Source organism: Polyangiaceae bacterium (assembly GCA_016715885.1).
GTDB lineage: Bacteria > Myxococcota_A > Polyangia > Polyangiales > Polyangiaceae > Polyangium.
Genome location: JADJXL010000001.1, coordinates 274,607 through 300,870 on the forward strand (window position 1 = coordinate 274,607; position 26,264 = coordinate 300,870).

At 60.1% G+C, this 26,264-nt stretch carries 25 protein-coding genes; 15 read left to right on the plus strand and 10 right to left on the minus strand.

Annotated elements, in window-relative coordinates:
- Window positions 1–5 precede the first annotated feature (5 nt).
- The 4 genes from IPM54_01280 to IPM54_01295 are packed head-to-tail and all read right to left on the minus strand — an operon-like array spanning window position 6 to window position 2,355.
- Window positions 6–476 (minus strand): SMI1/KNR4 family protein, encoded by a 471-nt coding sequence (locus tag IPM54_01280; GenBank protein ID MBK9258449.1) that lies wholly within the window; start codon window positions 474–476, stop codon window positions 6–8.
- Window positions 477–488: 12 nt separating this feature from the next.
- Window positions 489–620 (minus strand): HNH endonuclease, encoded by a 132-nt coding sequence (locus tag IPM54_01285; protein MBK9258450.1) that lies wholly within the window; start codon window positions 618–620, stop codon window positions 489–491.
- Window positions 605–1,153 carry a hypothetical protein gene (locus tag IPM54_01290; GenBank protein MBK9258451.1) on the minus strand — a complete coding sequence of 183 codons (549 nt, stop codon included), beginning with the start codon at window positions 1,151–1,153 and terminating at the stop codon, window positions 605–607. The genes IPM54_01285 and IPM54_01290 overlap by 16 nt, the downstream gene beginning before the upstream one ends.
- A complete protein-coding gene (locus tag IPM54_01295) occupies window positions 1,150–2,355 on the minus strand; it encodes an AHH domain-containing protein (GenBank protein MBK9258452.1) in 1,206 nt (401 codons plus the stop codon). Before IPM54_01295 ends, IPM54_01290 begins: the two co-directional genes overlap by 4 nt.
- A gap of 64 nt (window positions 2,356–2,419) precedes the next feature.
- On the opposite strand from IPM54_01295, the gene IPM54_01300 reads away from it, so the two are divergent.
- Entirely contained in the window at window positions 2,420–2,800 is a 381-nt protein-coding gene (locus IPM54_01300) for a hypothetical protein (GenBank protein MBK9258453.1), read from the plus strand.
- 30 nt (window positions 2,801–2,830) lie between these two features.
- A complete protein-coding gene (locus IPM54_01305) occupies window positions 2,831–3,283 on the plus strand; it encodes a hypothetical protein (GenBank protein ID MBK9258454.1) in 453 nt (150 codons plus the stop codon).
- Between the two features lie 34 nt (window positions 3,284–3,317).
- On the opposite strand, the gene IPM54_01310 is transcribed toward IPM54_01305, so the two are convergent.
- The gene (locus IPM54_01310) at window positions 3,318–3,839 is read right to left on the minus strand and encodes a hypothetical protein (GenBank protein MBK9258455.1); all 522 of its coding nucleotides are present in this window, start codon (window positions 3,837–3,839) and stop codon (window positions 3,318–3,320) included.
- A gap of 285 nt (window positions 3,840–4,124) precedes the next feature.
- Here IPM54_01310 and IPM54_01315 point away from each other — a divergent pair, with 285 nt between their 5' ends.
- The 4 genes from IPM54_01315 to IPM54_01330 all read left to right on the plus strand — a co-directional run bounded on the left by IPM54_01315 (window position 4,125) and on the right by IPM54_01330 (window position 12,200).
- A complete protein-coding gene (locus tag IPM54_01315) occupies window positions 4,125–6,431 on the plus strand; it encodes a GAF domain-containing protein (protein ID MBK9258456.1) in 2,307 nt (768 codons plus the stop codon).
- 177 nt (window positions 6,432–6,608) lie between these two features.
- Window positions 6,609–9,686, plus strand: a complete 3,078-nt coding sequence (locus tag IPM54_01320) for a response regulator (GenBank protein ID MBK9258457.1) — start codon at window positions 6,609–6,611, stop codon at window positions 9,684–9,686.
- Window positions 9,671–10,516, plus strand: a complete 846-nt coding sequence (locus tag IPM54_01325) for a protein-glutamate O-methyltransferase CheR (GenBank protein ID MBK9258458.1) — start codon at window positions 9,671–9,673, stop codon at window positions 10,514–10,516. The genes IPM54_01320 and IPM54_01325 overlap by 16 nt, the downstream gene beginning before the upstream one ends.
- A gap of 142 nt (window positions 10,517–10,658) precedes the next feature.
- Entirely contained in the window at window positions 10,659–12,200 is a 1,542-nt protein-coding gene (locus IPM54_01330; protein ID MBK9258459.1) for a response regulator, read from the plus strand.
- Window positions 12,201–12,312: 112 nt separating this feature from the next.
- On the opposite strand, the gene IPM54_01335 is transcribed toward IPM54_01330, so the two are convergent.
- Window positions 12,313–13,188, minus strand: coding sequence for a hypothetical protein (locus IPM54_01335; GenBank protein ID MBK9258460.1), 876 nt, complete (start codon window positions 13,186–13,188; stop codon window positions 12,313–12,315).
- Complete coding sequence (locus IPM54_01340) at window positions 13,185–14,156, minus strand: ATP-binding protein (protein ID MBK9258461.1); 972 nt, start codon at window positions 14,154–14,156, stop codon at window positions 13,185–13,187. The genes IPM54_01335 and IPM54_01340 overlap by 4 nt, the downstream gene beginning before the upstream one ends.
- Before the next feature lie 632 nt (window positions 14,157–14,788).
- On the opposite strand from IPM54_01340, the gene IPM54_01345 reads away from it, so the two are divergent.
- The 3 genes from IPM54_01345 (at window position 14,789) to IPM54_01355 (ending at window position 19,127) form a co-directional block, all read left to right on the plus strand.
- Window positions 14,789–15,682, plus strand: coding sequence for a hypothetical protein (locus tag IPM54_01345; protein ID MBK9258462.1), 894 nt, complete (start codon window positions 14,789–14,791; stop codon window positions 15,680–15,682).
- Window positions 15,683–15,843: 161 nt separating this feature from the next.
- Window positions 15,844–16,338, plus strand: coding sequence for a hypothetical protein (locus IPM54_01350; GenBank protein ID MBK9258463.1), 495 nt, complete (start codon window positions 15,844–15,846; stop codon window positions 16,336–16,338).
- 152 nt (window positions 16,339–16,490) lie between these two features.
- The gene (locus IPM54_01355) at window positions 16,491–19,127 is read left to right on the plus strand and encodes a TonB-dependent receptor (protein MBK9258464.1); all 2,637 of its coding nucleotides are present in this window, start codon (window positions 16,491–16,493) and stop codon (window positions 19,125–19,127) included.
- A 7-nt stretch (window positions 19,128–19,134) separates the two neighbouring features.
- Here the strand turns inward: IPM54_01355 and IPM54_01360 are convergent, their stop codons facing one another.
- Together IPM54_01360 and IPM54_01365 are read right to left on the minus strand one after the other, a co-directional pair.
- Complete coding sequence (locus IPM54_01360) at window positions 19,135–19,680, minus strand: hypothetical protein (GenBank protein MBK9258465.1); 546 nt, start codon at window positions 19,678–19,680, stop codon at window positions 19,135–19,137.
- A 44-nt stretch (window positions 19,681–19,724) separates the two neighbouring features.
- Window positions 19,725–20,213: a YbhB/YbcL family Raf kinase inhibitor-like protein gene (locus tag IPM54_01365; GenBank protein ID MBK9258466.1), complete on the minus strand. Its 489-nt coding sequence runs from the start codon at window positions 20,211–20,213 to the stop codon at window positions 19,725–19,727.
- 126 nt (window positions 20,214–20,339) lie between these two features.
- On the opposite strand from IPM54_01365, the gene IPM54_01370 reads away from it, so the two are divergent.
- The 4 genes from IPM54_01370 to IPM54_01385 all read left to right on the plus strand — a co-directional run bounded on the left by IPM54_01370 (window position 20,340) and on the right by IPM54_01385 (window position 23,131).
- The gene (locus IPM54_01370) at window positions 20,340–21,164 is read left to right on the plus strand and encodes an SDR family NAD(P)-dependent oxidoreductase (protein ID MBK9258467.1); all 825 of its coding nucleotides are present in this window, start codon (window positions 20,340–20,342) and stop codon (window positions 21,162–21,164) included.
- Window positions 21,161–22,384, plus strand: a complete 1,224-nt coding sequence (locus IPM54_01375) for an NADH:flavin oxidoreductase (GenBank protein ID MBK9258468.1) — start codon at window positions 21,161–21,163, stop codon at window positions 22,382–22,384. Before IPM54_01370 ends, IPM54_01375 begins: the two co-directional genes overlap by 4 nt.
- Window positions 22,385–22,469: 85 nt before the next feature.
- The gene (locus tag IPM54_01380) at window positions 22,470–22,709 is read left to right on the plus strand and encodes a hypothetical protein (GenBank protein MBK9258469.1); all 240 of its coding nucleotides are present in this window, start codon (window positions 22,470–22,472) and stop codon (window positions 22,707–22,709) included.
- Window positions 22,706–23,131, plus strand: coding sequence for a type II toxin-antitoxin system VapC family toxin (locus tag IPM54_01385; protein ID MBK9258470.1), 426 nt, complete (start codon window positions 22,706–22,708; stop codon window positions 23,129–23,131). The genes IPM54_01380 and IPM54_01385 overlap by 4 nt, the downstream gene beginning before the upstream one ends.
- 104 nt (window positions 23,132–23,235) lie before the next feature.
- Here IPM54_01385 and IPM54_01390 read toward each other — a convergent pair whose 3' ends face one another.
- Entirely contained in the window at window positions 23,236–23,832 is a 597-nt protein-coding gene (locus IPM54_01390; GenBank protein MBK9258471.1) for a type 1 glutamine amidotransferase, read from the minus strand.
- A gap of 210 nt (window positions 23,833–24,042) precedes the next feature.
- Here IPM54_01390 and IPM54_01395 point away from each other — a divergent pair, with 210 nt between their 5' ends.
- Window positions 24,043–24,423: a BlaI/MecI/CopY family transcriptional regulator gene (locus IPM54_01395; GenBank protein ID MBK9258472.1), complete on the plus strand. Its 381-nt coding sequence runs from the start codon at window positions 24,043–24,045 to the stop codon at window positions 24,421–24,423.
- Window positions 24,420–26,165 (plus strand): M56 family metallopeptidase, encoded by a 1,746-nt coding sequence (locus IPM54_01400; GenBank protein MBK9258473.1) that lies wholly within the window; start codon window positions 24,420–24,422, stop codon window positions 26,163–26,165. The genes IPM54_01395 and IPM54_01400 overlap by 4 nt, the downstream gene beginning before the upstream one ends.
- The last annotated feature ends 99 nt before the right edge of the window (window positions 26,166–26,264 follow it).

The following is a 26,264-nucleotide window of genomic DNA, read 5'->3' on the forward strand; positions in this document are numbered from 1 at the left end:
TTACTTCATTCGTCCTCCAGCTCCTCGAGCTTATCGAGGAACTCCTGGAGGCGGTTCGCTACAAGGAACACGTTTCTGTAGTCCTGACGGCACAAGCCATTCTCATCGAGCTCGTCCTCGTGATCCCAGAAGTAGATCTTGCCCCGACGCTTGCCTTTCCAGCCGATACACACATTGTTCCCAAAGGCGTCTGCGGCAATTGGGATCAGGTCTGCTGGTATTCGATCGGTGTATGCCTCGCACGCCTCGTCAAGGCTCGAGTTTTCCCTGTCGTGAATCCCATAAAAGAAGTCCAGTGCACTGCCTTCATGCTCCCATCGTGGCACGTGAAACGTTCGAGGGGTGGGGGCACCGCCGTTCGACTCCAGCAAGAACAGCTTGTAGTCGTCTGGAAGCTTGACCTTCCAGCGCGCTTCGAATCGCTGAATTTCTTCGCGAGTTGTCGGCCCGTACGGATTCTTGACCTTGATGTGCATGAGCTTTTTTCCTCAACGTGTCGTTGCCATGCCGCCAGTATGGAAGAAGTCCCTGTGAACGTTGCGCTCTATCAACTGCATGGTTTTTCCATCTTGATGATGGTGCCAGGTATAGTTGCCCGCAGCGATCACTCGGATGACCACAGCTTGATGAAATCGGTCCCCTTCAGCTTGGCCGCTTTGACGCGCTGGACGAAGCGATCGCTAAAGAAGTTGCCCCTGGCGCCGGCAATGGGCATCTTGAAGATGTCGATGCGGCGGATCGCCGGCTCGATGAAGACATATTTGCGGATCCAGAGGGTACTCGTTCCTGGAACCTGCTCGTAGGTCGATCGCTCCCTATCGAACGCATCGATGACGAATCGCGGGTTGAACACGAACAGTTCGACGCCATCGCTCGTCGCAAGTGGGAGAACTTCGCCATGCGCATCGAGGATGTCTTGCAGCGCATCCACAGCCGAGCGGCGCAAGATCAAGACGCCACAGTCAAAAGGCAGGTCAGCGGCTTTGAAAGCTTCGCGCCGTGAGGGCCGACAACGCCGTACGAGGATCGGCTTCCAGTCATGCTTCCGCGACGGGCCACAAAGATTGTAAAGCGCTTGATCATCATCATAGCCATGAACGGTGTTGATGATCTCGTACCCTTTTGTGGGCAGTGTGTCGTAAATAGCGGTCATGGCATGATTCCTCTTTCGAGCTGTCCTGCAATGAAGCGCAGGGTTTGAATCGCATCTCCTTTGGTTTTCGCGGTCTTTAGCAGTTTTTCCACCGCGAAATAATACGCGTCCGTATGCACCTTCGAGTGCACCGCTTTTCCGAGGGGGTTTGGCGATTTCGAGTGGCCGGGCAGAAATACTCCGTTGACCGCATCGTCGACCTTGATACCAAAGTTCTGCAGAACCGCAAGCGCGTCCTTCGCCTTCTCAGCGCCGTGCGCGACGATGTGATGGGCAAACTCGCCGGGCAACCTGGCCATGTGCGCCAGTTTCATGTTGCGCCCGAGTGTCCGCGCCGAACCCGTCGCGACCGCTTTGGCAACGACACGTGGCGCACCCTTGAGAAAAACCCCTGCACCGAGCCCACCCACTGCGCCTGGAATGAAAACGGGCATTCGACGCAGGGCGATCAAAGAAAGCCGAATTCCCCGCGTCACGGCCACTTCGAGCAGCGGAAGGCCTGCCATGATCGCCGATTCCACAATGGCCGTCGCAAACTCGATCAACATCACCCGACGCCAAACCTCGTCGGCCCCCTCGCCATAACCCGTGTTGAATCCTTGCCACGCTGCCCCCGCAAGCCATGGATCGTCGTACACCGGAGGCGTCTCGATATCGTCGAGTGCCTTGGCGCATATCATGAATTCCGCTTCGAGCTTGTCGGGGTCTTCAAAGTTGTAGCCGGCAATGAGATTGTCCGGCATACGCGCGAGATTCTCCGTGATCCTCTCGCATTCCGTCAATACGACGCCCACACGATGACCAAAATCCTTGGCAATCTTGTGCGCAATTTTCCACTCGTAGTCTTGAAGCGATCGCGTCGCATTCTGCGGGCATGTCGGTTGATTGATGCCCAAACCCGGTTTCGATGGGAAAAGCTGAAACTGCCCCAAATATGCCTTGTGCCCTCGTCCGCTCCAAGCGGTTGACGATGGCACGGGATTGCGTTCGCAAAAGAACCCCGGTGGAGGCAGACAATATGGTTGACCGGACTTGCCACCGCTCGTGTCGCACGTATTGACGGGAGGTTCTCGTGGTAGCGTCGTCGAGCACGCGGGCGTCGATACTGTCCAAAAGATCCCCAGAATCAACAAGCCCAGGTGCGTGCAACGAGACGTCCACCAAAGCAAGAAGCCGCGCAAAAACAAGATCATCGTTCGCATGCTGATCCTTTCGCCAAAGCATCGAAGGCGGTCGAGATGCCAGACTACACGACGCCGCATACACATGTCCAGTCGCTCACCACCACCCATCGCATCGCTCGCCGGACCCAATGCAATGCTCAGTGCGACCTTGACCATCGCTTGCACCGAGCAAACCCATCGGTCACCTGGACCCATCGTCGTGCACCACGAGACCGTTGCCATCGGTCCGGGGAGCATTCGAAACGGTCACTCGAACCACCCGCATTGCACCACCAGACCTCGACGCTTGGTCGACATGACCGAATCGTTTGGTCATGCAGAGCGATCCGTTCGCTCGCGCGAGCATTCGCAGCTCGCAGAAAGTGCCCTCGGCGAGGTCACGGGAGCAATCGAAACGACCGACGCAAACAATGCTTGTCTTCCGATGATGATTGCGCTACCGTGCGCGCCGCTTTCTCGATGATTCCAGGAAGTGTCGCAAGGAGATTAGACAATGGCTGAAGTCAAGTATGGCAACGTCACCGTCACCATTCCGGATTCGCTCACGCCGCCCGCAAAGGCCGGCAAGATGTCGGCGGACGAAGTTCGCCGATTACCAAAAGCTCGGCGCGGCATTGGTCTCGTCGGAGCCCATACGGCGGATGCGATTGCCAAAGCCGGTAGCAAGCTCACGCTGCCTCCCGACGTCAATGCGACGACATTGGCCGCTGCATGCTCGCGCGCCGAGGAAATCGATCAGGTCATCGTCGATTTGGAGGTCGTGCTCGGCATCCTGAAGCAAGCCAATTTGCTCTTCGACGCGGAAGCATGGGAGATGCTCCGCAAAGTCAATGGTCAGCTCAAGGAGCAAATGAAATACGCGCCCGAGCTCGAGCCGATATTTCGCGTCTTGATCGATTTCATGAGCCGCAGTCCACGCGGCGGACAGGATCCAACGGAAGGGTGAGACGCTTCGCGCACCGCCCTGCATTCACCCCGCATCAATCACAAGCCTGTCCAAGTTGCTTGGCCGAGTTTCGGAACGTCTCGTGCTGCTTGCTGCATTCGGCATCGGTAAGCGCACGCAGCGCTTCGCACGTGCGCTCGTTCTGCGGCTGGCCAGGCACGGCGCCGAGGAGGGCTTTGCAGCACGCCACGGCCTTGTCGCACGCGTCTGCATTGCCATGATTTGCGCGAGTGGATGCGGGTAGGGACGTTCGGTGAGGCCTGCCGGTGCCGCTACGGGCCATGATTGCGATCACGACGCCACCCACGGCGAGGCCGACAACCAAGAGCCCAAGCGCGACGGAGAGCACGACGACTTGTTTGGCCTTGGCCGCGGAGACGTGAATGTGCCCGTAGTTCTGCGTGCCGCTCGGTGCAGGAGGGTCCACGCGGTTCGGCAAGTGGATGAACGAGCTTCGCTGACAATAACTGCACGTGACCACGGCGGCTTGCGGATTGATGCGCAATCCGGCGCCGCAGTGGGGACACGAGACCTTGATGATGCGAGGTTCGAACACCGGACGAGGATATAACGAACGAGCGGGTCGTGTCCACGGTCATCGTCGTGGTCGTCGAGTGAATGGCAAGCGACGAAGACGCCTGGCGCAATGAATGCCGAAATGGCTGGCTCGGTTGTTTGGCTCGCCGAGCCGCAAAGCGAAACCCGTAGCTACCTCTTCGAGGCGAGCGTCTCATGATCCGGCTGAATCTGGGCATGCACATGGCGCAGGGGACGAGCACGGTAGGAGGCTGGGACCAAGGATGCGGCGCTTTCTCGTGGCCACGATTTTGGGGAAAGCACGATGTGGACACGTAATGCGGGCGTCAACCGGCTGATCGAAGTCATCGAGGCCAAGAAGCTCGGATTCCGAACAATCGCAAACCGCGTTGTATCCAGCATTTTGCATCGTAGCAACGCCACGGCGGAAGAAGAAGAGACGAGCCGAAAATTGATGCATGCCCACGCCATCCTGGATGCGCTGTACGCGAACGCGCCCATCGGGCTTGGGTATCACGATGACGAATTGCGCTATCGACGCTTGAACGCTCATTTGGCAGCGTTCAATGGCCGACCGATCGAAGAGCACATCGGCCGAACGCTCCGGGAGGTCGTTCCCCATATCGCGCCGCAAATCGAGACGCTCATGCGAGATCTTTTGACACCGGGTGCGGTTGCGCGTGAACTGGAGCTCTCCGGCGAGACGCCTGCGGCGCCCGGTAGATTGAAACATTGGCTCGTGAATTTTTATCCAGTGGTCGATCCGGACACGAAACGGCGGGGGATAGGGGTGATCGTCCGCGATGTGACGGTCGAAAAAGAAGCGCTGCGGGCGCTCGACACGAGGGCCCGCCAACAGGCCGAGGTTGCGGCATTGGGTGTTCGTGCATTACAAGCGAAAGATCTTCAGACCGTTTTTGATGACGCAGTCACGACGGTGACGCGGACGCTCGGCACGGACTTCGCGAAGCTGCTCGAGTTTGCCGAAGACAAGCAAGAGCTCGTTCTTCGGGCGGGAGTTGGCTGGAAGGAGGGTCTCGTGGGCCATGCATCGGTCACGACAGGACGCGGATCGCAAGCCGGTTTTACGCTTCTGTGTCGAACGCCGGTCATCGTCGATGATTTGCGAACGGAGACTCGGTTCAGCGGGCCTTCGCTCCTGACCGAGCACGGCGTGACAAGCGGCGTGAGTACAGTCATTGAAGCGCCCGCGCTCGAGGGGCAGCCGTACGGCATTTTGGCGACGCATACGCGTCAGAAGCGCTCGTTCACGCCTGAAGACGCGGCGTTTCTGCAGTCCGTGGCCAACGTCGTGGGCGCGAGCATTCTGCGTGTGCGCTTGGAAGAGCGCGCGTCGACAGAACGACGCCGAGGCGACGTGCAACAGTTCTTGTCCGAGGCTGGTTCGATCCTCGCATCGACACTCGATTACGAAGAAACGATAACCAAGTTTGCGCACCTTTGTGTGCGTCATCTGGCGGATTGCTGCGTGATCCATCTTTGGGACGAGGCGCCTATCAGGAGGCTCCGAGCCGTGCATCGTGATCACGCAATGGCAAACCTCGCTGAAGCATTGCAAAATATGCAGCTCGACCCAGACAAACCGCATCTGGCCTACGCAGTGAAACAGACGCAGCGTCCGGTGCTCATCGCGGAGCTTTCGGCCGAACAGATCGCTTCGATGGCGCAGAACGAGCTGCATTTGCAGCTCCTGCACGAATTGAATCCGGTGTCGATGATGGGCCTGCCCCTTCGAGCGCACGGGCGCATGCTGGGTGCGCTCGTGTTATTGTGCTGCCATGCGGATCGCCGCTATGGCGCGGAAGACCTTCGGACTGCGGAGGAATTGGCTCACCGTGCAGCGCTCGCCGTGGAGAGCGCGCGTCTCTATGGTCACGCGCAGCGCGCCATTCACGCGCGCGACGAGGTGCTCGCCATTGTTGCGCACGACCTACGCAATCCGCTCACCATGATCGACCTGACCGCGGCTGCGCTTGCGAGGCAGGTTTCCGACGAATCCAGGTCGCGCGTGGAAAAAGCCGTCAAGCAAATTCAAGGCGCGGCCAATCGGGCAAACCATTTGATCCAGGACCTCGTCGACGTCGCGAGCATCGAAGCCGGCAAGCTCGGGCTCGAACGCACCGCGGTGCAGCCCGACGCGGTCGTCGCGGATGCGATCGAGCTGCTTGGCGGCAGCGCATCGGAGGCGCACCTCGCGGTCGAAGCTTCGACGCAGCACGGAATTCCGCCCGTATTCGGAGATAGGGACCGACTTCTTCAGGTACTGGCGAATTTGCTCGGGAATGCGGTGAAGTTTACGCCACCCGGTGGCCGCATTCGTGTCCGCGCCGAGCGTCGCGACAGTGAAATCCTCTTTTGGGTCGCCGACACGGGCCAGGGCATGACACCCGAGCATTTGGCGAGGATCTTCGATTGCTTTTGGCAAGCGCGCCCGACGGGCCGGCGTGGAGCGGGCCTTGGCCTGAGCATCGCCAAAGGGATTGTCGAAGCGCATGGAGGGCGCATTTGGGCCGAGAGCACGCCAGGGCAGGGGAGCATTTTTTATTTTACGGTACCGATTGCGCTTCTCGATATCGGTGCTTCAGCGTAACCATTTCATAGCGGCCAACCCGACTGTCCTACCCTCGCGCACGATGGGTTTGTCCGGTGAACTTTTTCTTCTCGCACGGACGCCTTTCATCGTGTAAGCTGCGCGCACATCGGCAGGCTTTTCCGGATGATGGCAAGCGAACGGATCCGTCATGGTGGACAGCGAGGTCATTCTGTAATGATCGGGAAAAACCATAAAGGACATCCACTGCTCCACCTGGCAATGCTGCTGACCGCGGCATCTGTCTTCGTGGCCGACTTGGCGACGCCTCTCGGCGTTACCACCTGGTTTTTCTATATCGTTCCGGTCGTCCTTTCCCTCTTCACCTGGCGACCGAACCTTCCGCTCGTGGTGGCCGCGGGGTGCACCGCCCTCATCCTTACGGGTTTTACCTTGTCGCCTCCGCCGCAGGGGCTTTCTGTCTGGGTGATCCTCACCAATCGCCTTTTTGGATTGGTCACCATTTGGGGCGTCGCCTTCGTCGTCCGTACGTTCGTCGCGGCCAGACGCAGCCTCGCCGAGCGCGACTGGGTGAGGGAAGGACAAGCCAAACTCTCCGCGAGCATGCAAGGTGAACAGACGCCGGACGAGCTGGGCGACAACATTCTTTCTAGCCTTTGCAAATACCTCGGCGTCCCCATGGGGGCGCTCTATGTCCGCGAAGAGAATGCAAGTGGCTCGCTCTACCGCATCGCCGGCTATTCGCTGCCCGAGAAAGCGAATGGACCGAGCAGCGTCCGCCTTGGCGAGGGGCTCGTGGGACAGGCGGCCAAGGACAACCGGTTGCTCCAATTCCACGACGTGCCAGAAGATCACTTCGCCGTCACTTCCGGGCTTGGAAAAAGCAAACCGCGCCATGTCCTCGTCGCCCCCGCCGCTGCCGATGGGACCGTTCATGGCGCGCTGGAACTGGGCTTTTTCAATGATATTTCGCCGGCCGACGTCGAGCTGCTCGAAACCTGCTCGTATTCCATCGGCATCGCCATTCGGTCTCTGCAGTACCGAACGCGCCTAGAAGAGCTTCTGGCCGAAACGCGGCAACAGACCGAGGAGCTCCAGAGCCAGCAATCGCGTCTCGAAGCCCAACAAGCCGAGCTCGAGCAGACCAACGCGCAACTGGAGGAACAAACCGCAGCGATCGAAAGCCAACGCGACGCGCTCGCGATGGCGCAAGGGGAATTGGTCGAAAAGGCCAACGATCTCGCACGCGCCAATCGATACAAGTCGGAATTTTTGGCGAACATGAGCCACGAGCTTCGCACGCCATTGAACAGTGCGCTCATTCTCTCCAAGCACCTCGCTGAAAACCCCGAAGGCAATCTGTCGCCCTTGCAGGTCAAGCACGCGGAAATGATTCACGCATCGGGCACCGACTTGCTGGCCTTGATCGACGACATCCTCGACCTGTCGCGAATCGAAGCAGGTCGCATGGAAATGCATTCCGAACCCGTCGAGCTGGCTCGCGTGGTCGAAATGTCGACGCGCACGCTCCAACCCATCGCCCAAGAAAAACGTCTTGGTTTCCGCACCATCATCGAACCGGGAACACCGAGCGTCCTGACGAGCGATTCGATTCGAATCCAGCAAATCCTCCGGAATTTGTTGTCGAACGCATTGAAGTTCACGGAGTTTGGCGAGGTGTCTTTGCACGTCCGCGGCCTCGATGGTGACAAGATTTCGTTCACCGTCCGAGACACGGGCATTGGCATTCCCAAGGACAAGCAAGACATCATTTTCGAGGCATTCCGCCAGGCGAATGGAGGCACGCAGCGCAAGTTTGGTGGGACGGGCTTGGGATTGACCATTTCGCGCGAGCTGGCTCGACGGCTGGGCGGAGACATTCACGTCGAAAGCTCGCCGGGCCAAGGCAGCGCATTCACGTTGACCTTGCCCGTGCACTTCGTCCCCGAAGCGGCCGAACCTCCGTCCGAGCGGCCTGCGCCGATTGCACCCACGCAGGCTCCGGCCCCCGTGACGCTTCCTGTCCCGCAATCCTCGCCCGCGTTGCTCAATGGTGATGCCAGTTTGGCCGACGCGACCGATGATCGGGCGCACGTCACCCCGAACGATAGAACCATTTTGGTCGTCGAGGACGATGAGCGGTTTGCAAGCATTCTCCTCGACCTTGCGCACGAGCTGAAGTTCAAGTGCATCATTGGCAAGAATGTGGCCGAGGGGTTGGCGCTCGCGCAGACGTACCATCCGAGCGCCATCGTGCTCGACATGCACCTGCCCGATCAGTCGGGTTTGTCGCTGCTCGAGCGATTGAAGAACACCGGCACGCTCCGGCACATTCCGGTTCACGTCATGTCCGTCACGGATTACACGCAGCAGGCGCTCGAAATGGGGGCGATCGGTTATGCGCTGAAGCCCGTCAAGCGCGACCAGATCATGCAGGCGTTCCAGCGCATCGAGCGTCAGCTCGTCCAGAAAGTCAAGCGTGTTTTGATCATCGAGGACGTGGCCGTGCAGCGTGAAAGCATCGTCCAGTTGCTGAGCGCCGATAACGTGGAAATCACGTCGGTCGCCACCGGTGCCGAAGCGCTCAGGCAACTCGCTCAGACGAGCTTCGATTGCATGGTTTTGGACCTGACGCTGCCCGACATGTCCGGCTACGACCTGCTCGACAAAATGGCCAGCGGCGAAGTTTTTTCGTTCCCGCCGGTCATCGTGTACACGGGCCGGTCCCTGACGAGCGACGAAGAGCTGCGGCTGCGTCGGTATACCAATTCGATCGTCATCAAAGGCGCGCGTTCTCCGGAAAGGTTGCTCGATGAAGTGACGCTGTTCTTGCACCAAGTCGAATCCAAGCTTCATCCGGAAAAACGCCGTATGCTCCAGGCCGTTCGGCACCGTGAAGCAGCGCTCGAAGGCCGTCGCGTGCTCCTCGTCGAGGACGACGTGCGCAATATATTTGCCCTTTCGAGCGTGCTCGAGCGCAAGGGCATGAAGGTCGACATTGCCCGCAATGGAAAGGAAGCCCTGGCAGCGCTCGACGGCGCAGGCGGGAATTCGGCTGCCGAAGTGGACCTCGTGCTGATGGATGTCATGATGCCCGAAATGGATGGCTTGACGGCCATGCAAGAGATCCGCAAGCAACCCGAGCTGAGGAAGCTGCCGATCATTGCATTGACGGCGCAGGCCATGCCCGACGATCGGAAAAAATGCCTCGACGCTGGGGCGAACGACTACATCCCCAAACCCCTCGACATCGACAAACTGCTATCGCTCGTACGAGTATGGATGCCCAAATAGGAGCGCAGGTGCAAAGCGAAATTCGCGACATCGAGCTCAAGCTGCTCCTCGAGGCCATCTACCTCAGGTATTATTACGACTTCCGTGGCTATTCGTCGACCTCGCTCGCCCGGCGCCTCGATCAGGCCATGACCAAGCTGGAATGCCGCACCATTTCCTGCTTGCAAGAAAAAATCCTCTACGAGCCGGCGGCGTTCGGCGAGCTGCTCTCGTATCTCACCGTGCAAGTCAGCGAAATGTTCAGGGATCCATCGTTTTTCCTGGCACTTCGAGAAAAAGTGGTCCCTTATTTGCGCACGTACCCGTCCTTGAGGATTTGGGTCGCAGGCTGCAGCGCGGGGGAAGAAGTGTATTCATTGGCGATCCTTCTGCGAGAAGAAGGGCTACTCGAGCGTTCGTTGATTTATGCCACCGACATCAATCCCAAAGCATTGGAACGGGCCAAGGCGGGCATCTACCCGCTCGATCGCGTCGCCGAATCCAGCGCAGCGTATCTCGCCGCCGGCGGACACGGCTCGCTCGTCGACTATTATACCGCCGGGTATGGCTCGGCCATTCTCGACAAGACGCTCCGAAGCAACGTCGTTTTTTCAGACCATAGCCTGACCACCGACGGCGTCTTTGCCGAAGTCCAGCTCGTTCTTTGCCGAAATGTCCTCATTTATTTCGACCGCCCGCTCCAAGACCGCGCGTTCGGCCTGTTCCGAGATTCTTTGTGCCACAAAGGATTCTTGGGTCTGGGAATGAGGGAAACGGTCGACTTCTCCGCCCACGCATCGGCATTCACGAATTTTGTACGCGAAGATCGGATATTCCAAAAGTGCTCATGAATTCCGTGCGTTTTTGCAATGATAATCAAGGTGTATGTCGCAGCGACGTACGGATTTGCCTTGTTGCACGTGTCCGAATTGCCCTAGAATGCGCGTGGCGATCGGCTTGGTACGTGGGAGGCGCGGAAGCGTGAGGGTGGAGATGACGACCCGTTCGAAAATCCTGCTCGTCGATGACAGAGAAGCGAACCTGGTCGCACTGGAAACGATGCTCGGCCAGACCGATTGCGACATGCTGAGGGCTCAGTCCGGCACGGAGGCGCTGGAATTGCTGCTTTTGCACGAGGTCGCGCTGGCGCTCATCGACGTGCAGATGCCCGAAATGGACGGCTTTGAATTGGCGGAGCTCATGCGTGGATCGGAGCGCACGCAGGCGGTGCCGATCATCTTCGTGACGGCGGGCGTGCACGACGAAGCGCGCGAATTCAAGGGGTACGACGCGGGGGCGGTGGACTTTCTGGCCAAACCTTTGAATGCTCGTATTCTGCGCAGCAAGGTCGAAGTGTTTTTGGAGCTTCATCGGCACAAGCAGCAGCTTGCACAGCGCGTACGCGAGCTCGAGCGTGCCGAGGAGCGGCTGCGCGATGCGGATCGCCGCAAAGACGAATTCCTCGCGGTTCTTTCCCACGAGCTGCGCAACCCGCTCATGGCGATACGCGGGGGCCTATACGTCCTCAAGCATGTCGATCCGAACAAAGAGCGAGGCCAGCGTGCTCTGGGCGTACTGGATCGGCAGACGATTCAATTGTCGCGCCTGGTCGACGATCTGCTCGATGTGAGTCGCATCATTCGGGGCAAAGTGCAGCTCCAGCGGGACACGGTCGATCTCTGCGAAATCATACGCCGCGCCGTCGAAGACCATCGGGCGGAATTCGTCAAGGCAGGTCTTTCGTTGTCGCTCGATTGCCCGGACCAGCCGCTCGTGGCGCATGCGGATGCGGCACGTATTGCGCAAATCGTGGAAAATTTATTGGCCAATGCGGCCAAATTCACGCCATCGGGGGGACGCGTCTCAGTGAGTATCTCGCGCGACGAGGACCGAGCCACCTTGCGCGTGCGGGACAGTGGTGTGGGGATATCCGACGACATCATGCCGCGTCTTTTCCAGCCTTTTGCGCAGGCCGATCGGACGCTCGATCGCAGTCGCGGCGGGCTCGGCCTGGGTTTGTCGCTCGTGAAGTCTTTGGCGGAATTGCATGGAGGTTCGGCTGCCGTGCATAGCGATGGACCAGGGTGCGGAACCGAATTCATCATTGTATTGCCCTTGTCCGGGGCTGCTCTTCCGGCTCGTTCATCGAATGTGCATGACCGGAAGGAGCGCCGTCGCCGCCGGGTGCTCATCGTGGAGGACAACGTGGACGGGGCCGAGTTATTGTGTGAAGCCATTTCGCACATGGGGCACGACGTGAAAGTGGGGCACGACGGCCCGGCGGCGCTGGAGCTGGCGCGTTCGTTCAAGCCGGACGTCGTCTTTTGCGATATCGGGCTTCCGGGCATGGATGGGTACGATGTGGCTCGGCGCTTCAAGTCAGACGAGCAATTGCGCGACATGCGTCTCGTGGCACTGACCGGGTATGCGCTGGATACGGATCAAAAGCGCGCATTCGAGGCGGGGTTTTCGGACCACGTGGCGAAGCCCCCGTCGTTCGAAGTGCTGGAGCGCATTTTGGCGCAAAGCGTTTGATGAGGGGCGTGTTCTTCGTGTACATCAAGCGAGTTGCAAAGGTATCGGACGCTGTACACGACGAGCGGGCTGATTGCGATCAAGGTGATCAACCATTACGGCGATGAAGTGCTCAAGGTGTATGGGGTGGGGTCAGGGACGGATTGGGCATCAAGAGCTGGTCGAGGAAATCGATACAGGGTTTGAGGCACTCGATGCCTCGCGCGGGCGCACTCAGCCAGCGATTGTCCACCAGTGATGTTTGCAGGGCTTTTCCCGGCTTCAAGATGGCCGTCATGGCGCCCAGCGTCGCTTTCTTCGCTCCCGCCGGCTTTCGCAATTCCTTCCAATCTGCAGAATTGGGATCGAAAGAACTGCTCCCGTCGTTGTCTACGGCGGCGTTGGCATTGAGAATGACCTTCTTTTTCCAGTTATCGACCAAAGCGACTGCATCTGCATGCAACTCGGGGTAGGCGGTCTTTCCCAGGGGTAGAAGCACGTCTTCGAGTGTGCCTGCGCATCCAGGTTCCGGAAAGGAAAACACCCCTGTACGTGGGGCGGTCGACGTCACCGCACCAAGCTCGACAGGCACGGGAAGACTCAATTGGGCGAGCTTGCTCGTCATGTCGGCAAATCGCGCGGCAGGAGCTTGTTCATCGCTGTCCAGGAAAATGCCGATTGCAGTGGGACGCTGCTGGAGCCGAACGAATGCCTCATCGTCGAGCAGTATCGTCTTGTGGATTTCAGTGATGCCCTGAGCATTGCGGATGATGACAATTTCGTTCGACGACAGGAGATGGAATTCCGGTGCCGGAACGGCCAAACGTTCTATATCGTGATGCTTGCCGGTTTTCCGGGGCCAATTGAACGTTTTCAGCCATTGAGGGAACGGTTCGGGGAGCTCTTCGAGTTTCTTGATTCGCTTGGCACCGAAAACCACCGCGAGCAGTTTTCCCAAGAATGCGACGTCGTGGACGCCTTCCGTCACGAGGTAAACGAATGGGCTCATCGGATGTCGAGCCCCCCATCCCGCAATGCGCTGAGCTTTTCGTGATCATAACGTCGAGCTTCTGGGGTCGCATTGCTTCGTGTGAGCCAATATGCGCAAAAGCCGTCTTCACGTCCGGCCTTTTCGATGCACGTCAACGTGGCATCGATAGCTTCGAGGCTGTGCGTCGTCGCCAAGATTTGCACATTCAAGTCGTGAGCTGCAGCGAAAAGTTTATCGAATACCTTTTCATGCAGGGCGTGATGGATCCCCGCTTCGATTTCATCGATGAGCAAGAGGCCACGCGAAGCTCGAACGAGCGCCAACGAAAGCGCGGTTGCGCGCCGCATCCCGTCTCCAAACGACGCCAAATCGACGACACCTCGTTGCCTGTGCGTCACCCGGACCGCTTCACGCCCGAGCGAGGCAATGACATCAATGTCCTCCACATCCGTATCGAATAGTTGCAGCACTTCGACAGCAACGTGCTTTTTCCCTTCATCGACGACACGACTCAGATGTTCAACCAATGCTTTGGTCGAGCGGTGTGTCGCTGGTGTCACGGTAAAAACTTTATAGGCTTTGCCTACCGGCCACTGTGATATGCGTGCACCACGTCGAAATTCCATCGTTTGGGCCGCCTTACCGTCAATCCGAAGCTCGAGACGAAGAACCGCTTCACTCGTCGGATCACCGTCCCAACTCTCGGAAGCCAGGCACCGGGCCTCCACGCGACGGTGACCAGTACCGGTGAGCTTCGCATCGATAACCAGCGCTTCCGACTGCTGAGGCCCGTCCTCGAGACGCATGGCTGCACCACCGGGAAACAGCGACCATAGGCCGTCGCTGAGCGGCATATCCATGTCGCGATGCCTCGCGACTTGCACCCACTGCCCCGGATCTGGTGCGCGCAGGGCCAAAGCCGCCGCTTCGAGGACAGTACTCTTGCCGCTGTTGTTTGCGCCGAAAATCAACGTCAACGGACGCATGTCCTGCAGAACCAGCCCGCTAGTCGCTCGAAACGACATCAAATCCAATGTTTCCAGAAGTGGCGTCATCATGTTTCTCGGAAATACGTTTTGCTGGGTGGTATGCGTGCCGAACTTCGTCGTTTCTCGTCCCTACACCACCTTCCCTCGCAAAGCAACTCGCCGCGAACCTTGACCCACACCACGCCGCACGGTGACGAGTGTCATCGTCTGCGGCACACACTTCGCGCACCCTTGCGCTCCAATCCCCCGAGCGTTCCACGTCCGCGCTGCGCTTTCCACCCTCGATCCCCAACCAATCCGCACCAACTGGTGAGATTGCCACCGTCGACCCCCAGCTAAACTGCATCAACTGGTGAGATTGCCACCATCGGCCCCCAGCCAAACCGCACCAACTGGTGAGATCGCCATCATCGACCCTCAGCCAGGCCGCACCGATTGGTAAAATCCCCGACAGCACTCCTCGCCAAAGCCGCTGTCGGCACGGATCAGGTGGCATCCGAGTCCCACATGAGGCGTGCGTGATGGGGATCGACCGAGCATCGCACGTGGATTCGCCCACGTTCCGCACGACCACCCGCACACACGACCCCACTTCCATCCGCACTGCGGTTCGTGGTACGAGGCCCATCATGATGTCGAAAGCCTACCGCGGAAGAACCAGTCTGCTCGCATTCCCACTGCTCGTGAGCGTCGTTGCTTGCGGAGGCGGCGGAGCGCAGGAAGGCCCCAAAGATCCGTACACGGCAGCTTATGAAGACTGCATGCGATACGGCGGCGCCAACCCCATGATCTGCGAGACGGTCGCGCGCCAAAAAGCCGGCCCTCAGACGAAGACCAACACCGATACGCAATGGGCCGAGCTCGAGGCGACCGCGTCCGAAAAGGCAAAGTCGGCGGGCGCAACCGACGTGTCGCCGGCGGTGCGTATCAGCAACGTCGGTTTCAACGTGGAGCATGAATTCGCGGTGGAGCCAAACCGATGTTACGACGTCGGCATTGCGTGGAGCAGCGGATTCAAAGCTGCTGGCGCAGTCATGTTCATGTCGGGCGAAGGGAATCCTCCCGTGAACGACAATGTCGGGGGCAAGAACCTGCAAATCGACGCGCCCGCGGGCACGGTCACCGTATGCGCCGATAACGCTGGAAAAGCAAAGCTGTCCCTTGGCGGCGTCGGTAACAATGGCGCCATGTTGAACAACGAGCGGCTCGAATTCGCCATTGCCATCGGAACACGAGCGGAGTCAGCCTCGCAAACGACCGAAAGACGCGCCCGAGAAGCTCGAGAAGCCGAAGAAGGCCGTGCGAAGGTCGAAACGAACCTTCAAATGGCGGAATCGAGGCAATACGGAGAAGCCTTCGCCACGAGCTGTTCGCGGTGCCGAGCGCGATATCGACCGTGTTTGGCAAAGAGCAAAGCCGACCGTCGTGAAGCGCAAAAGGATTGCATGCTGGATTTCGAGACGTGCGCCCAAGCGCTTGGGACGAATTCGAGCGGTCGAGTGCTCTGCGGAAGCCCGCCGTGAGGGCCATGGATCGCGCACGAAACGCGGGCCATTTTCGCGACGAATCTGCGCATTGGTCGTCTCGAGCGAGCGCGTCTTGGCGGGCTCATGCAATGGAACGAAGTAGCGCTTCTCCGACCAACCGCTATACTTGACGAAACGACCTCAACGGAAACGCAGGCATGCCCGTTCACGTCATCCGCATCGAAGAGCGCCTTTGGTCCACAGCATCCCCGCTCCGTAAGCAGGAGTGGTGCACGATCATCACCGACATCGCCTCCGGCGACCCGCCATGGCCATCGCGCGAGCCGTGCACGCTCGTTGCCGGCTGTGACGACACCCATGTTCACTTTCTTTTCACCGGAAGCTCCACATCGGATGACAGCATCGTATTCGCGCGGGCAGACATCGCGCCGCTCGTCAACGAATACGCGGGCCTCATCAAGAAGCTCGCCGGGGGCAACATTCACTCGGCCCACTTCGAGACGCTCGACATGGCCAAGCGTGTCGTGCACGACGCCGGCGGAAGGCGCATCGGCGTGCTTTTGCCCGGCGTCGGCCCGAGCCTCGAGACGCGCCGCCGCTTCTTTTCGCTCGTCGTTTCGCTCACCGTCGACACCACGAAGCTCGGCCCCTATCCATCGCACAAGCATCGTTTGCGGCACGCGCGGAGGTAGGGCATCGCGATCGATGCAAAAGTCAATGATGCGGGTTGAATAACCTCCGCGATCGATTTCGCTTGGGTCGGTCCATCCATTCCGTGGCATAAAACAATGCTGCGGAGGGATAATTGAGAAATCGACAAACGGCTTGGTGCACGGCGTTCGTTATGGCGGCACTTCTGCTGCTCGCTCCTACGGCGTTCGGGCAGGTACCTACCACGGATGCGGTGGCTGGCGCAAGCCTGACGCTGCCCATGGTCGTCGACCACGTCGACGCGGTTTATCCGCCCGACAAGCTTGCGCAAGGCATCGGCGCGAAGGTCGAGCTGCTCGTGACCGTCGAACGAGACGGCACGGTGGGTGACGCAACGGTTGCCGTATCGGGTGGTGCGGAATTCGATGTCGCGGCGGTCGATGCGGTGAAGCGGTGGCGCTTCATTCCAGCCACGCGCTCGGGTACGCCCATTCGCGCACGCATTCGCATACCGTTTCATTTTTCTCCCGATGGTCGCCAGCCGACGGGAGGAGGACACGAACATGCGGTGCTCGAATCGGTGCTGAAGCAAATTCAGCAAAAGCTCAAACCAAGAGCGAAGCCGGCGGCAAATGCCAAGCCTCCCAAACGTCCAAAGCCCGCCGCACCACCCAAGCCTGTCGAACCCGCCGAACCTCCGGTCGATCTCGAAACGGGACTCGCATTGCCGCATTCCGTGAGCAGGCCCGGTAAGCCCATCGAAAGTTTGGTGCAGGGTCATATTCGGCCGGCGGTTCGATCCGCGTCCGATTTTCGCTTGGATCGTGACATCATCAAAGCAGTCCCGCGCGGTACGGCTGCGGATCTCGTGCGTTCGGCTCCAGGCGTGCACGTCATGCGTCCCGAAGGAGAGGCGATTGCGCCGCGGATGACGTTACGCGGATTCGATGCCCACTACGGTCAAGACATCCAATTCACGGTGCTCGGCACGATCCCGCTCAATCAACCATCCCACATTCATGGGCACGGTTATGCATCGCTGAACATGTTGATCCCTGAAACAGTGCGGAGCGTGCGCGTTCTCGAGGGCGTTTATGATCCCAATCAGGGCGACTTTGCGATTGCCGGCAGCGTCGATTTCGATTTTGGCGTGGCGCATCGAGGAATCCAGTCGACGTACGGGTATGGGTCATTCGACACGCTCCAAACGCTCGGGGTGTTCGCTCCTGCGGGTCACGCCGAGGAAACGTTTGGCGCGGCAACCGTGCGGACGACGGCGGGTTTTGGCAATGGCGTTCGAGCGAGCACGTCGGGAGCGTTCATTGGGCAATATCGCCTCGATTTGCCCGCGCAAACCACGGCACTCTTGCACGTTTCCGGGCATGGCGTTCGAGCGGGCATTGCGGGGGTGCTTCGCCGGGACGACATTCATTCGGGGCGAGTGGACTTTTTGGGGGCGTATGACGATACGTCTGCTCGTGCGCAATCCGCATCGGTGGCGCGTGTGCAAGCTGGCTTGTCCATTCAGAAGGCATGGGACGACGGCACGGCGACATCGATTGGCTTTTGGGGGGCGTATGCGACGTATCGCAGCCACACGAATTTCACGGGTTACACGGAACGTTCGCGCATACGCCCAGAATGGGCCGGACGCGGTGATTTGGTGGAGGCATCGAATGACGACGTCGGTGCAGGCGCGCGCCTCACCGTGCGCACGCGACGTTTTCGGCTCTTGTCGTGGCTCGATTTGCAATTCACGCGCGGAGCCGACATCGAGGTGCACGCCATCGACCAAGGCCGGAACCTCGTTGAAACGCCGCAGAACCAGACGTGGGACCGGCGCGTGGACGCCAGCATCAAGACATTGCGCGCCGGTGTTTTCCTCGATGGAGTCGTCTCCGTGACGACGCGTGCGCGTTTGCGCGGGGGATTGCGCACGGATTTCGTGCTTTATCACGTGGAGGATCGTCTCGGCAACCTCGTACCATTGCAGCGTGAGTCGACGCACGAGGTGGGGTTTCAGCGTACGGCGGCCGGCGTCGCGTGGGGGCCGCGCGTCGCGCTGGAAGTGGATCCGCGCCCGTACGTGCGGCTTTTTGCGGCGTACGGGCACGGATATCGGACGCCGCAGGCGCGGCAGCTCGGCGACGGTGAAGACGCGCCGTTTGCAAAGGTGCACAGCTACGAAATTGGCGCGAAAATCCGTTCGGATTCGCGGCGTCTATTGGCCACGCTGATTGCGTATGAAAGCCGATTGTCGCACGATTGGGCCTTCGATCCGATTTCAGGGCGATTCGAACGTATTGGCCCGACCGTTCGACGCGGCTTTGTCGTGCAAGGGCAAGCCGAGCCGCTCGTTGGATTGAAAGCATCGTTCAGCACGACGTTCGTGGATGCCACGCTGGATGCGCCGACGGCCCCAACGCCGCACGATCCGGCGCCGGCGTACATCGAAGGGCAAGCGGTTCCTTACGTGCCCGCCGTGCTGATGCGCCTCGACTTCATTTATCAGCGAACGCTCACGCAGCTCTGGGGCAAGCCGCTCATTGGGCGAGTGGGGTATGGCGCGACGTTCGTATCGTCGCGTCCGCTGCCTCATGCGCAGTATGCGCAACCCGTGTTCACGGTGGATGCAGCCGCGAGCATTCGTCGTTACCCGCTCGAGCTCGGGATCGACGTGCTCAATCTTTTCGACCGTCGATATGCGGACACGGAATACGTCTTCGTTTCGGATTGGGCGACGAACGAATTGCCGTCACAATTGCCGGCGAGGCACATATCAGCGGGTGCGCCGCTCACCGTGCTCGGAACGGCGACGTTCAGGTTTTGAACGTCAATCAAAACCTGCCCGAAAGCATGACCGACGCGTGACCTGGCATGACCACGAAACCAGCGGAAACGGGCGCTTTATTTGCTTTACCCAGGTTCCGCGTGAGCAGCAGTGCCGAACCGAGCGCCATTCCCACGCCACCCACGATGTATGTCACCGTGCTCGCGGTGGACAAGCCTGCCCGCACTTGCGAAGCCTCGCGGCCCTCGTCGTCGCATTCGTTGGAAATGGGATCGCAATGGTCGTCGATGACGCGATCGTAGGCGAGCACGAGCCCTCCTGTAATCACGCCCGTCACGAACGTCGCGCCACTCACTGCGAAGATTGTGAGGCCAATCTTGCCCTGCGTGTTCAGCGCATCCGCGTCCGCATCTTTTTTCACGACCGGAGCGGCGGCATCCGGCGATACGGTTGCCGCCTGGCTTTCGCCTTCTGCGGCCGCGGCGTCGCGAGATTGCGCGAAGGCCGAGCGAGGCGATAGACTTGCCACCAGAATCGAGAGACAAACCATGACGCGGCTCGCGCGCGCGTACGACCCGGTCGGTGCATTCATGCGGCCTCATGTTCGCACGCGTGCACCGTCGTGTCAACCAATACCTATGCCGCTCGCCCCGCCTTCTTCTTTTTCGCTTCGTATGTCCCAATGAGCTCGGCCGTGCCAATCACATGCCCTCGCATTCGCTCGGAGAGGTCGCTGCGCGTGAGGCCCGGTTTGTCCGGTAGCATCGTATCGAGCGCATACAGCCGGAAAAAGTAACGATGGCGGCCAATCGGAGGCGCGGGGCCGCCATAACCGAGCTTGTGCCAATCGTTCGTGCCCGCCTGCGAACCGGGCACGATATGCGCGTTCTCGGGAAGGCTCGTCGTGTCCGGCGGGATGTTGTAAAGGATCCAGTGCACCCACGTTCGCTGCGGATGAGCTGGATCCGGCGCGTCAGGATCCTCGCACACGAGCGCAAGGCTTTGCGTGCCCGCAGGTACGTCGCGCCAATCGAGCGGCGGCGACACGTCGCGCCCCTCGTGCGTATAGTCGGCGGGAATTTCGGTGTGGTCTTGGAATTTGGGCGATGTCAACGTAAATCCCACGAATCACCTCTCGACGAGCCCGTCATGGCAAAAGTCGAGCCGAGCTCGATGCTCGGGGCTGGACGCGGAGCGCCGAGGTCATGGAAAAGATTGAGGTTCATCATGGAGGCATGGTAGGAGTCAGCCATGCAATCCGACTTCCCGCGCGCTGATCATCGTTTCCGCACTGCCTTGGTCACCGGAGCTTGTTCTGGCATTGGTCGAGCCATATCGCAGCGGCTCGGCGCTCTCGGGTACGAGCTCGTTCTGGTCAGCGAGCGGCCGGCCGATCTTGCCAAAGTCGCCGATGACATTCGTCACGCGAAGGGCGCCGTCGTGCATACGATCGTTTGCGATCTGGCCCGGCCCAAGGCAGCCGACGAACTTTACGAAACCGTACGATCTCGCGGGCTCGAAATCGATATTTTCATTAGCAACGCTGGTTTTTTCTTTTTTGGCGAAGCGGTCGATGCCGATATCGAACGCGCTCGCGCCATGCTCGAGCTGCACGTCGTCACACCATCGCTTTTGTGCACGCTCTTTGGTCGTGACATGCGAGCGCGCGGGCGCGGGCACGTGCTCATCGTCTCCAGCATCTCCGCATGGCGCGATTTCCCCGGCATAAGCTATTACGGCAGCAGCAAGAAATACCTGCGCGGCTTTGCTTCTGCATTACGTAGCGAGCTTGGCGTTCACGGGGTCAACGTCACATGCCTGGCTCCAGGCGCAACGGCCACGGCGCTCTACGATCCGAACGTCGTGCCCGTGGACCTCGCCAAAAAGCTTGGTGTCATGATGGATCCGGATGCCGTCGCGGAGTCTGGCCTTGCTGCGATGTTTGCGGGGCAAGCCGAGCACATTCCGGGCCTCTTCAGCCAAGCGATGACGTTGACGGCGATGCTCACGCCGCAATGGGCGATCGATGCATTGCGTCGCCATGCACCATGGCTCAAGCGCGAGGAAAACCCATGAGTGGACCTTTCGAACCGTTCGATCTTGCAGGGCTTCGGCTGCGAAACCGCATCATCAAAGCCGCCACCTTCGAGGGGATGACGCCGGGCGGGCGCGTCTCCGAGGCGCTCGTCAAGCATCACCGCGACATCGCCAAAGGCGGCGTCGCCATGACCACCGTGGCCTATTGTGCGGTCGAGCCCGATGGGCGCACGTTCCGCGACCAGCTCTACATGCGCGACGACGTCGTGCCCGAATTGCGCAAGCTCACGGATGCCGTGCACCATGAAGGCGCGGCGGCGGCGCTTCAGCTCGGGCATTGCGGCTTTTTTTGCAACAATCACGATTTGTCTCGACGGCGACCGATCGGGCCTTCGCGTGCTATCAACAAACTCGGTGCTTTGAGTGGCCGGCCTTTTGCCGATGCAATGACGCGTGCGGACATCGAGCGGCTGACGTTGGACTTCGTGCGAGCCGCGCGCCTTGCCCGCGAAGCAGGCTTCGATGCGGTCGAGTTGCATCTTGGTCATGGCTATTTACTGAGCCAGTTTTTGAGTCCCAGCACCAATCGGCGTAACGACGAATATGGCGGATCGCTCGAAAATCGCGCCCGAATGCCGCTCGATGTCGTCACGCGCGTGCGCGACGCGCTTCCGCCGGCCATGCCCGTGCTTGCAAAGGTCAATCTTCGCGACGGCCACGCAGGCGGCCTCGAGATTGACGAAAGCGCCGAAGTCGCCAAATGGCTCGAAGCGCGTGGGGCATCGGCCTTGGTGCTCTCCGGTGGGTTCGTCAGTCGCGATGCATTTTATTTATTTCGCGGCGAGCGTCCGCTTCGTCAAATGATCGAAGTGGAAAAGAGCATTGCGCAGAAAGTGGCGCTCGCATTGTTCGGCCCTGCCGTCATACGCGCGCATCCATTCGAGCCCATGTATTTTTTGCCGCTCGCCCGCGTCATCCGGCGCGCCGTACGCATGCCGCTCGTGCTTTTGGGCGGCATTACGGCAATGGAGCACCTCGAAACGGCTCGGCGCGAAGGATTCGAGCTTGCCGCAATGGCGCGCGCGCTGATTCACGATCCGGGACTCGTTGCGCGCTATGCAGCGGGGCAATCGCAAGAGAGCGGTTGCATTCCGTGCAATCGTTGCGTCGCGGAAATGGATCGCGAGGGCGGCGTGCGTTGCGCGCGGGTACCCGAACAGCTCGAGGAGCGGGAGAGGTCGCTGCGGATGGTGCGGTGAGGGGGGTAGTACATGGTATTCGCGAAAATCGACGATGACAACGCGTGTCCGGTGCGGTACACTGGCTGGCGAGGAGGAGCGGACGATGATGCAAGCAGTACGGGGGATCTATCGAGGAGGAATCGTCGAGTTGTTGGAGAACCCGGAAGTCACGGAGGGCGCTGAAGTTGTTGTGACATTTCTCGGTGCTGTGGGTTCGTCGAGAACTGGTGCTCTCGAGACAGTGGAGACCGTGGAAGCGGGACAACTGCTCGAGGACTTTGAACCGATCGTACCTACGAAATCAATTCGACTGTCGGATTTGGTCTTGGAGGGGCGTGAGTGATTCGCTTTTTTGATACGAGCGCGCTGGTCAAGCGGTATGTGGATGAGCCTGGTTCCGCGATGGTGCGTTCGGCATTACGTGCGCATTTGGTGTCTGTGGCGCGTGTGGCATTTGCGGAAGCTGCAGCGGCCGTTGCTCGCGCGGCCCGTCTGGGTGCAATCACCGACTCGCAGCGCGATGTCATTCTTGGGCGATTGCCTCACGACTTTACGAGGCTTTCCGTGATCGAAATGCGTCCTGCGCTGATCGCGCGTGTGTCGAGCCTCGTTACACGTCATCCATTACGAGCTTACGACGCGATTCAACTTGCCTCGGCGCTGGCGTTACGCCAAGCCGAAGGGCCAGTGGAGCTATGGTGTGCCGATGGTGTTCTTCTGGAAGCCGCGATTGCCGAGGGGTTTCGCGTCGTCAAACCCGAATGATGAACTTCTTGCTTTTCGGAAATCGCTAGCTCGAGGAGCGGGAGAGGTCGCTGCGGAAGGACAACCGCTCGACGACTTCGAGGGTGGTCGAGCCTGACGCATTCTCACGATACGCGTCGCAACCGTGGCTCGGGACGCTCCTGCGCGGTCGGTTGAGCCGCCATGGCGGGCTCGAGACGCGCCGGGACTCCGCGTTCGACTTGCCGCAAAATCGCATCGGAAAATGCGGGCAGATCACCCGGATTGCGCGATGTAATCAGGTTGCCGTCCTCGACCACCTCCCGATCGACCCAGCGAGCACCCGCATTCAACAAATCCGTCTTGATGGACGGCCACGACGTCATCGTACGCCCGTCCGCAATGTCCGCCTCGACCAGCATCCACCCCGCGTGACAAACGGCCGCGACTGGTTTTCCCTGATTGAATGCATCACGCACGAGACGCACCGCGCCCATGTTCGTGCGCAATTTATCCGGTGAGTAACCGCCCGGAATGACGACGGCATCAAAGTCGTCCGCGCTCACGTCGCCCGCTGCCCGCTCCGTCGTCAGCTCCTCCTTCCCCCGCTTGCCAACCAGCCTCTTGCCCGCCTCCAGGCCCACGATGACCGCTTCGTGCCCAGCGCTTTGCACGCGATCATAGGGTACTCGAAATTCCGAATCTTCAAACATCTCATCCATCAGAAATGCAACACGTGCCATACCAACCTCCGTGAGGGAGGCTGGAGCCATGACGCGTGACCGCAAGGATGCTCGTGTACGCGTCCCCACTGCGTCCCATGCATCCCGCGCCGAACTCGACCGCCCGTTTTGTCTCCACTTTTTCCTTGCACTCCTTCAACTACCTTGGTAGTACTATCCGAGTAGTTCTTTGGCGGCGGAGACGACGACGAAGGAGGAGGGACGTAGGGGATGACGCACCTTGGCGACTTGCAGCTCGCGATCATGCGAGTGCTTTGGGAGCTGGGCGAGGCGACGGTGACCGACGTGCACCAGGCATTGCTCGATGAGCGAGGTTTGGCGCCGACCACCATTGCCACGATGCTCAAGAAGATGGAGGACAAGGGGGTGGTCGAGCACCGTGCGGAGGGCCGGAAATTCATTTATCGGCCGACGGTGAGCGAGGATCAGGTCACGCGCGGCATGGTGTCGGATTTGACCGAGCGGCTTTTTGGGGGCAACCCCGTGGCGCTCGTTTCGCACTTGATTGCGCGTCACGAGATTCGCCCGGATGAGCTCTCCGAGCTCGAGCGAATGATAAACGCCGCGAAAAAGCAGGAGGCGAAGCGATGATGAGCGTATTCGGCTGGCTCGTCACGTACTTGATTCACAGCACGCTCCTCCTATCAGGCGCGTGGTTATGTGATCGATTCCTCTTGCGTGGGCGGCCGCATTGGCAGGAATTCGTCTGGCGCGTGGCCCTCGTCGGGGGCCTCGTGACGGCGACCGCGCAATCTGCGCTGCCATTGCGTCCTGTTGCAGGGACGTTGTCCCTCGAGCGGTTGAACGAGCAAACCTCGAATGCCCAACAGGCGGCTGGTCCCATTACGACCATCGTCATTCAACGCGGCGGCGAACCGAGGACCGTGGTGATTTCGCGCGAGCCAGCGGCCTTTTTTCCGGTCGCAATGGCAACGTCGCCGCGTGTTTTTCCGTGGCAAACGGCGGCGCTTTCGGTGTGGGGCATGGGCGCTGTCGCTCTGCTTGGCGCGCTTGGTCTATCGTGGAGGTCGCTGCGCAGGCGCATCGAAGACCGGCGCAGGCTCGAGGGCGAGCCGATTGGCGACGTTCTTGCCGAGCTTGCGGCGCGAAAGCCCGTCGTGCGTGCGCCGCTCATCAGCGCGACGGACGAAGTGCCGGTTCCCATGGCGCTGGGGCTTCGGCGGCCCGAAATCCTCTTGCCCGAGCGTGTTGCATTGGAGCTATCCGTAAAGGCGCAGGAGAGCGTCTTGGCGCACGAGCTTGGGCACATCGTGCGGCGCGATCCGCTTTATCGGTTGCTCGTCGCCGCGTTCGTCCGGGTATTTTTCTTCCAGCCGCTGAACTTCGTCGCAGCTCGAAAGCTCGCGGCTGCGGCGGAGCAATTGGCGGACGATTGGGCTGCAGAACGCACGGCGAGGCCGCTCGATCTAGCCGAATGCCTAACAAAAGTGGCTCGCTGGGCAATGGTGTCCGCGCCGCCCTCCATGGTGCCTGCAATGGCACTTGGGACGAGCGAGCTGCGGCAGCGTGTGGAGAGGCTCGTGAAAGGAGAATGGTTGTCCATGAGAACGAAACGAACCGTGTGGGCTTTACCGATAGCGTCGATTGTATTGACTGCGCTCTACTTGCTTGCTCCATGCGCGACCGGCGTGGCGGAAGCGAAAGACAAGCCCCCCAAGCCGCCGCCGATGCTTCGAACTGGGACGCATGTGCCGCCAGCGCCTCCCGCACCGCCTCCGCTACCAGGACGAGCGGCTGACGCGGACGTCGACGATGACGCCGACGAAGACCAGGACGAACAGTGCGAGGCCCAGCGGCATCCGCACGGGAAACACAAGCACTTCAAGGGTCGGCATTTTGGTGGGCGTTTCGCATCGCCTCCGCCGCATCCTCCAGCGCCGCATGCACCGCGTGCACCGCGTGCACCGCATGCACCGCATGCACCGCCAGCGCCGCATGCACCGCCAGCGCCGCCTTCTCCGCCCATGTTCGACGCTGACGACTTCGACGTGTTCGTCATGCCGCCTTTGCCGCCCATGCCGCCCCCGCCGCCTCCGATGCCGAACTTCGATGGTTTGCGCGTGGATGTCGATGTCGATGTCGACATGGAAGAGCTGCACGAGCATCTTGCGGAGCTGCACGAGCAGATGAGCGAGCTACGCGCAAAGATTCGTCAGAAGACGATGAAGGCCGTGCAAAAGGAGATGAAGCAAGCTCGCAAGGAAGCCGAAAAGGCGCGCAAGCAGGCCCAGCGAGAGGCCGAGCGTGCCAGGCGTCGCGCGCAAAGGGAGCGCGACGCGAATGACGACGACGCGGACGACGACGAAGATTGAAATCGTTTGCCCCAGGGCAATGCGCTGGATGCGTCCCACGCTGCAGCCATCCAGACTTTCACAATCCCCTTGACCCACGCGCTCGCCCAGTGTTACTCG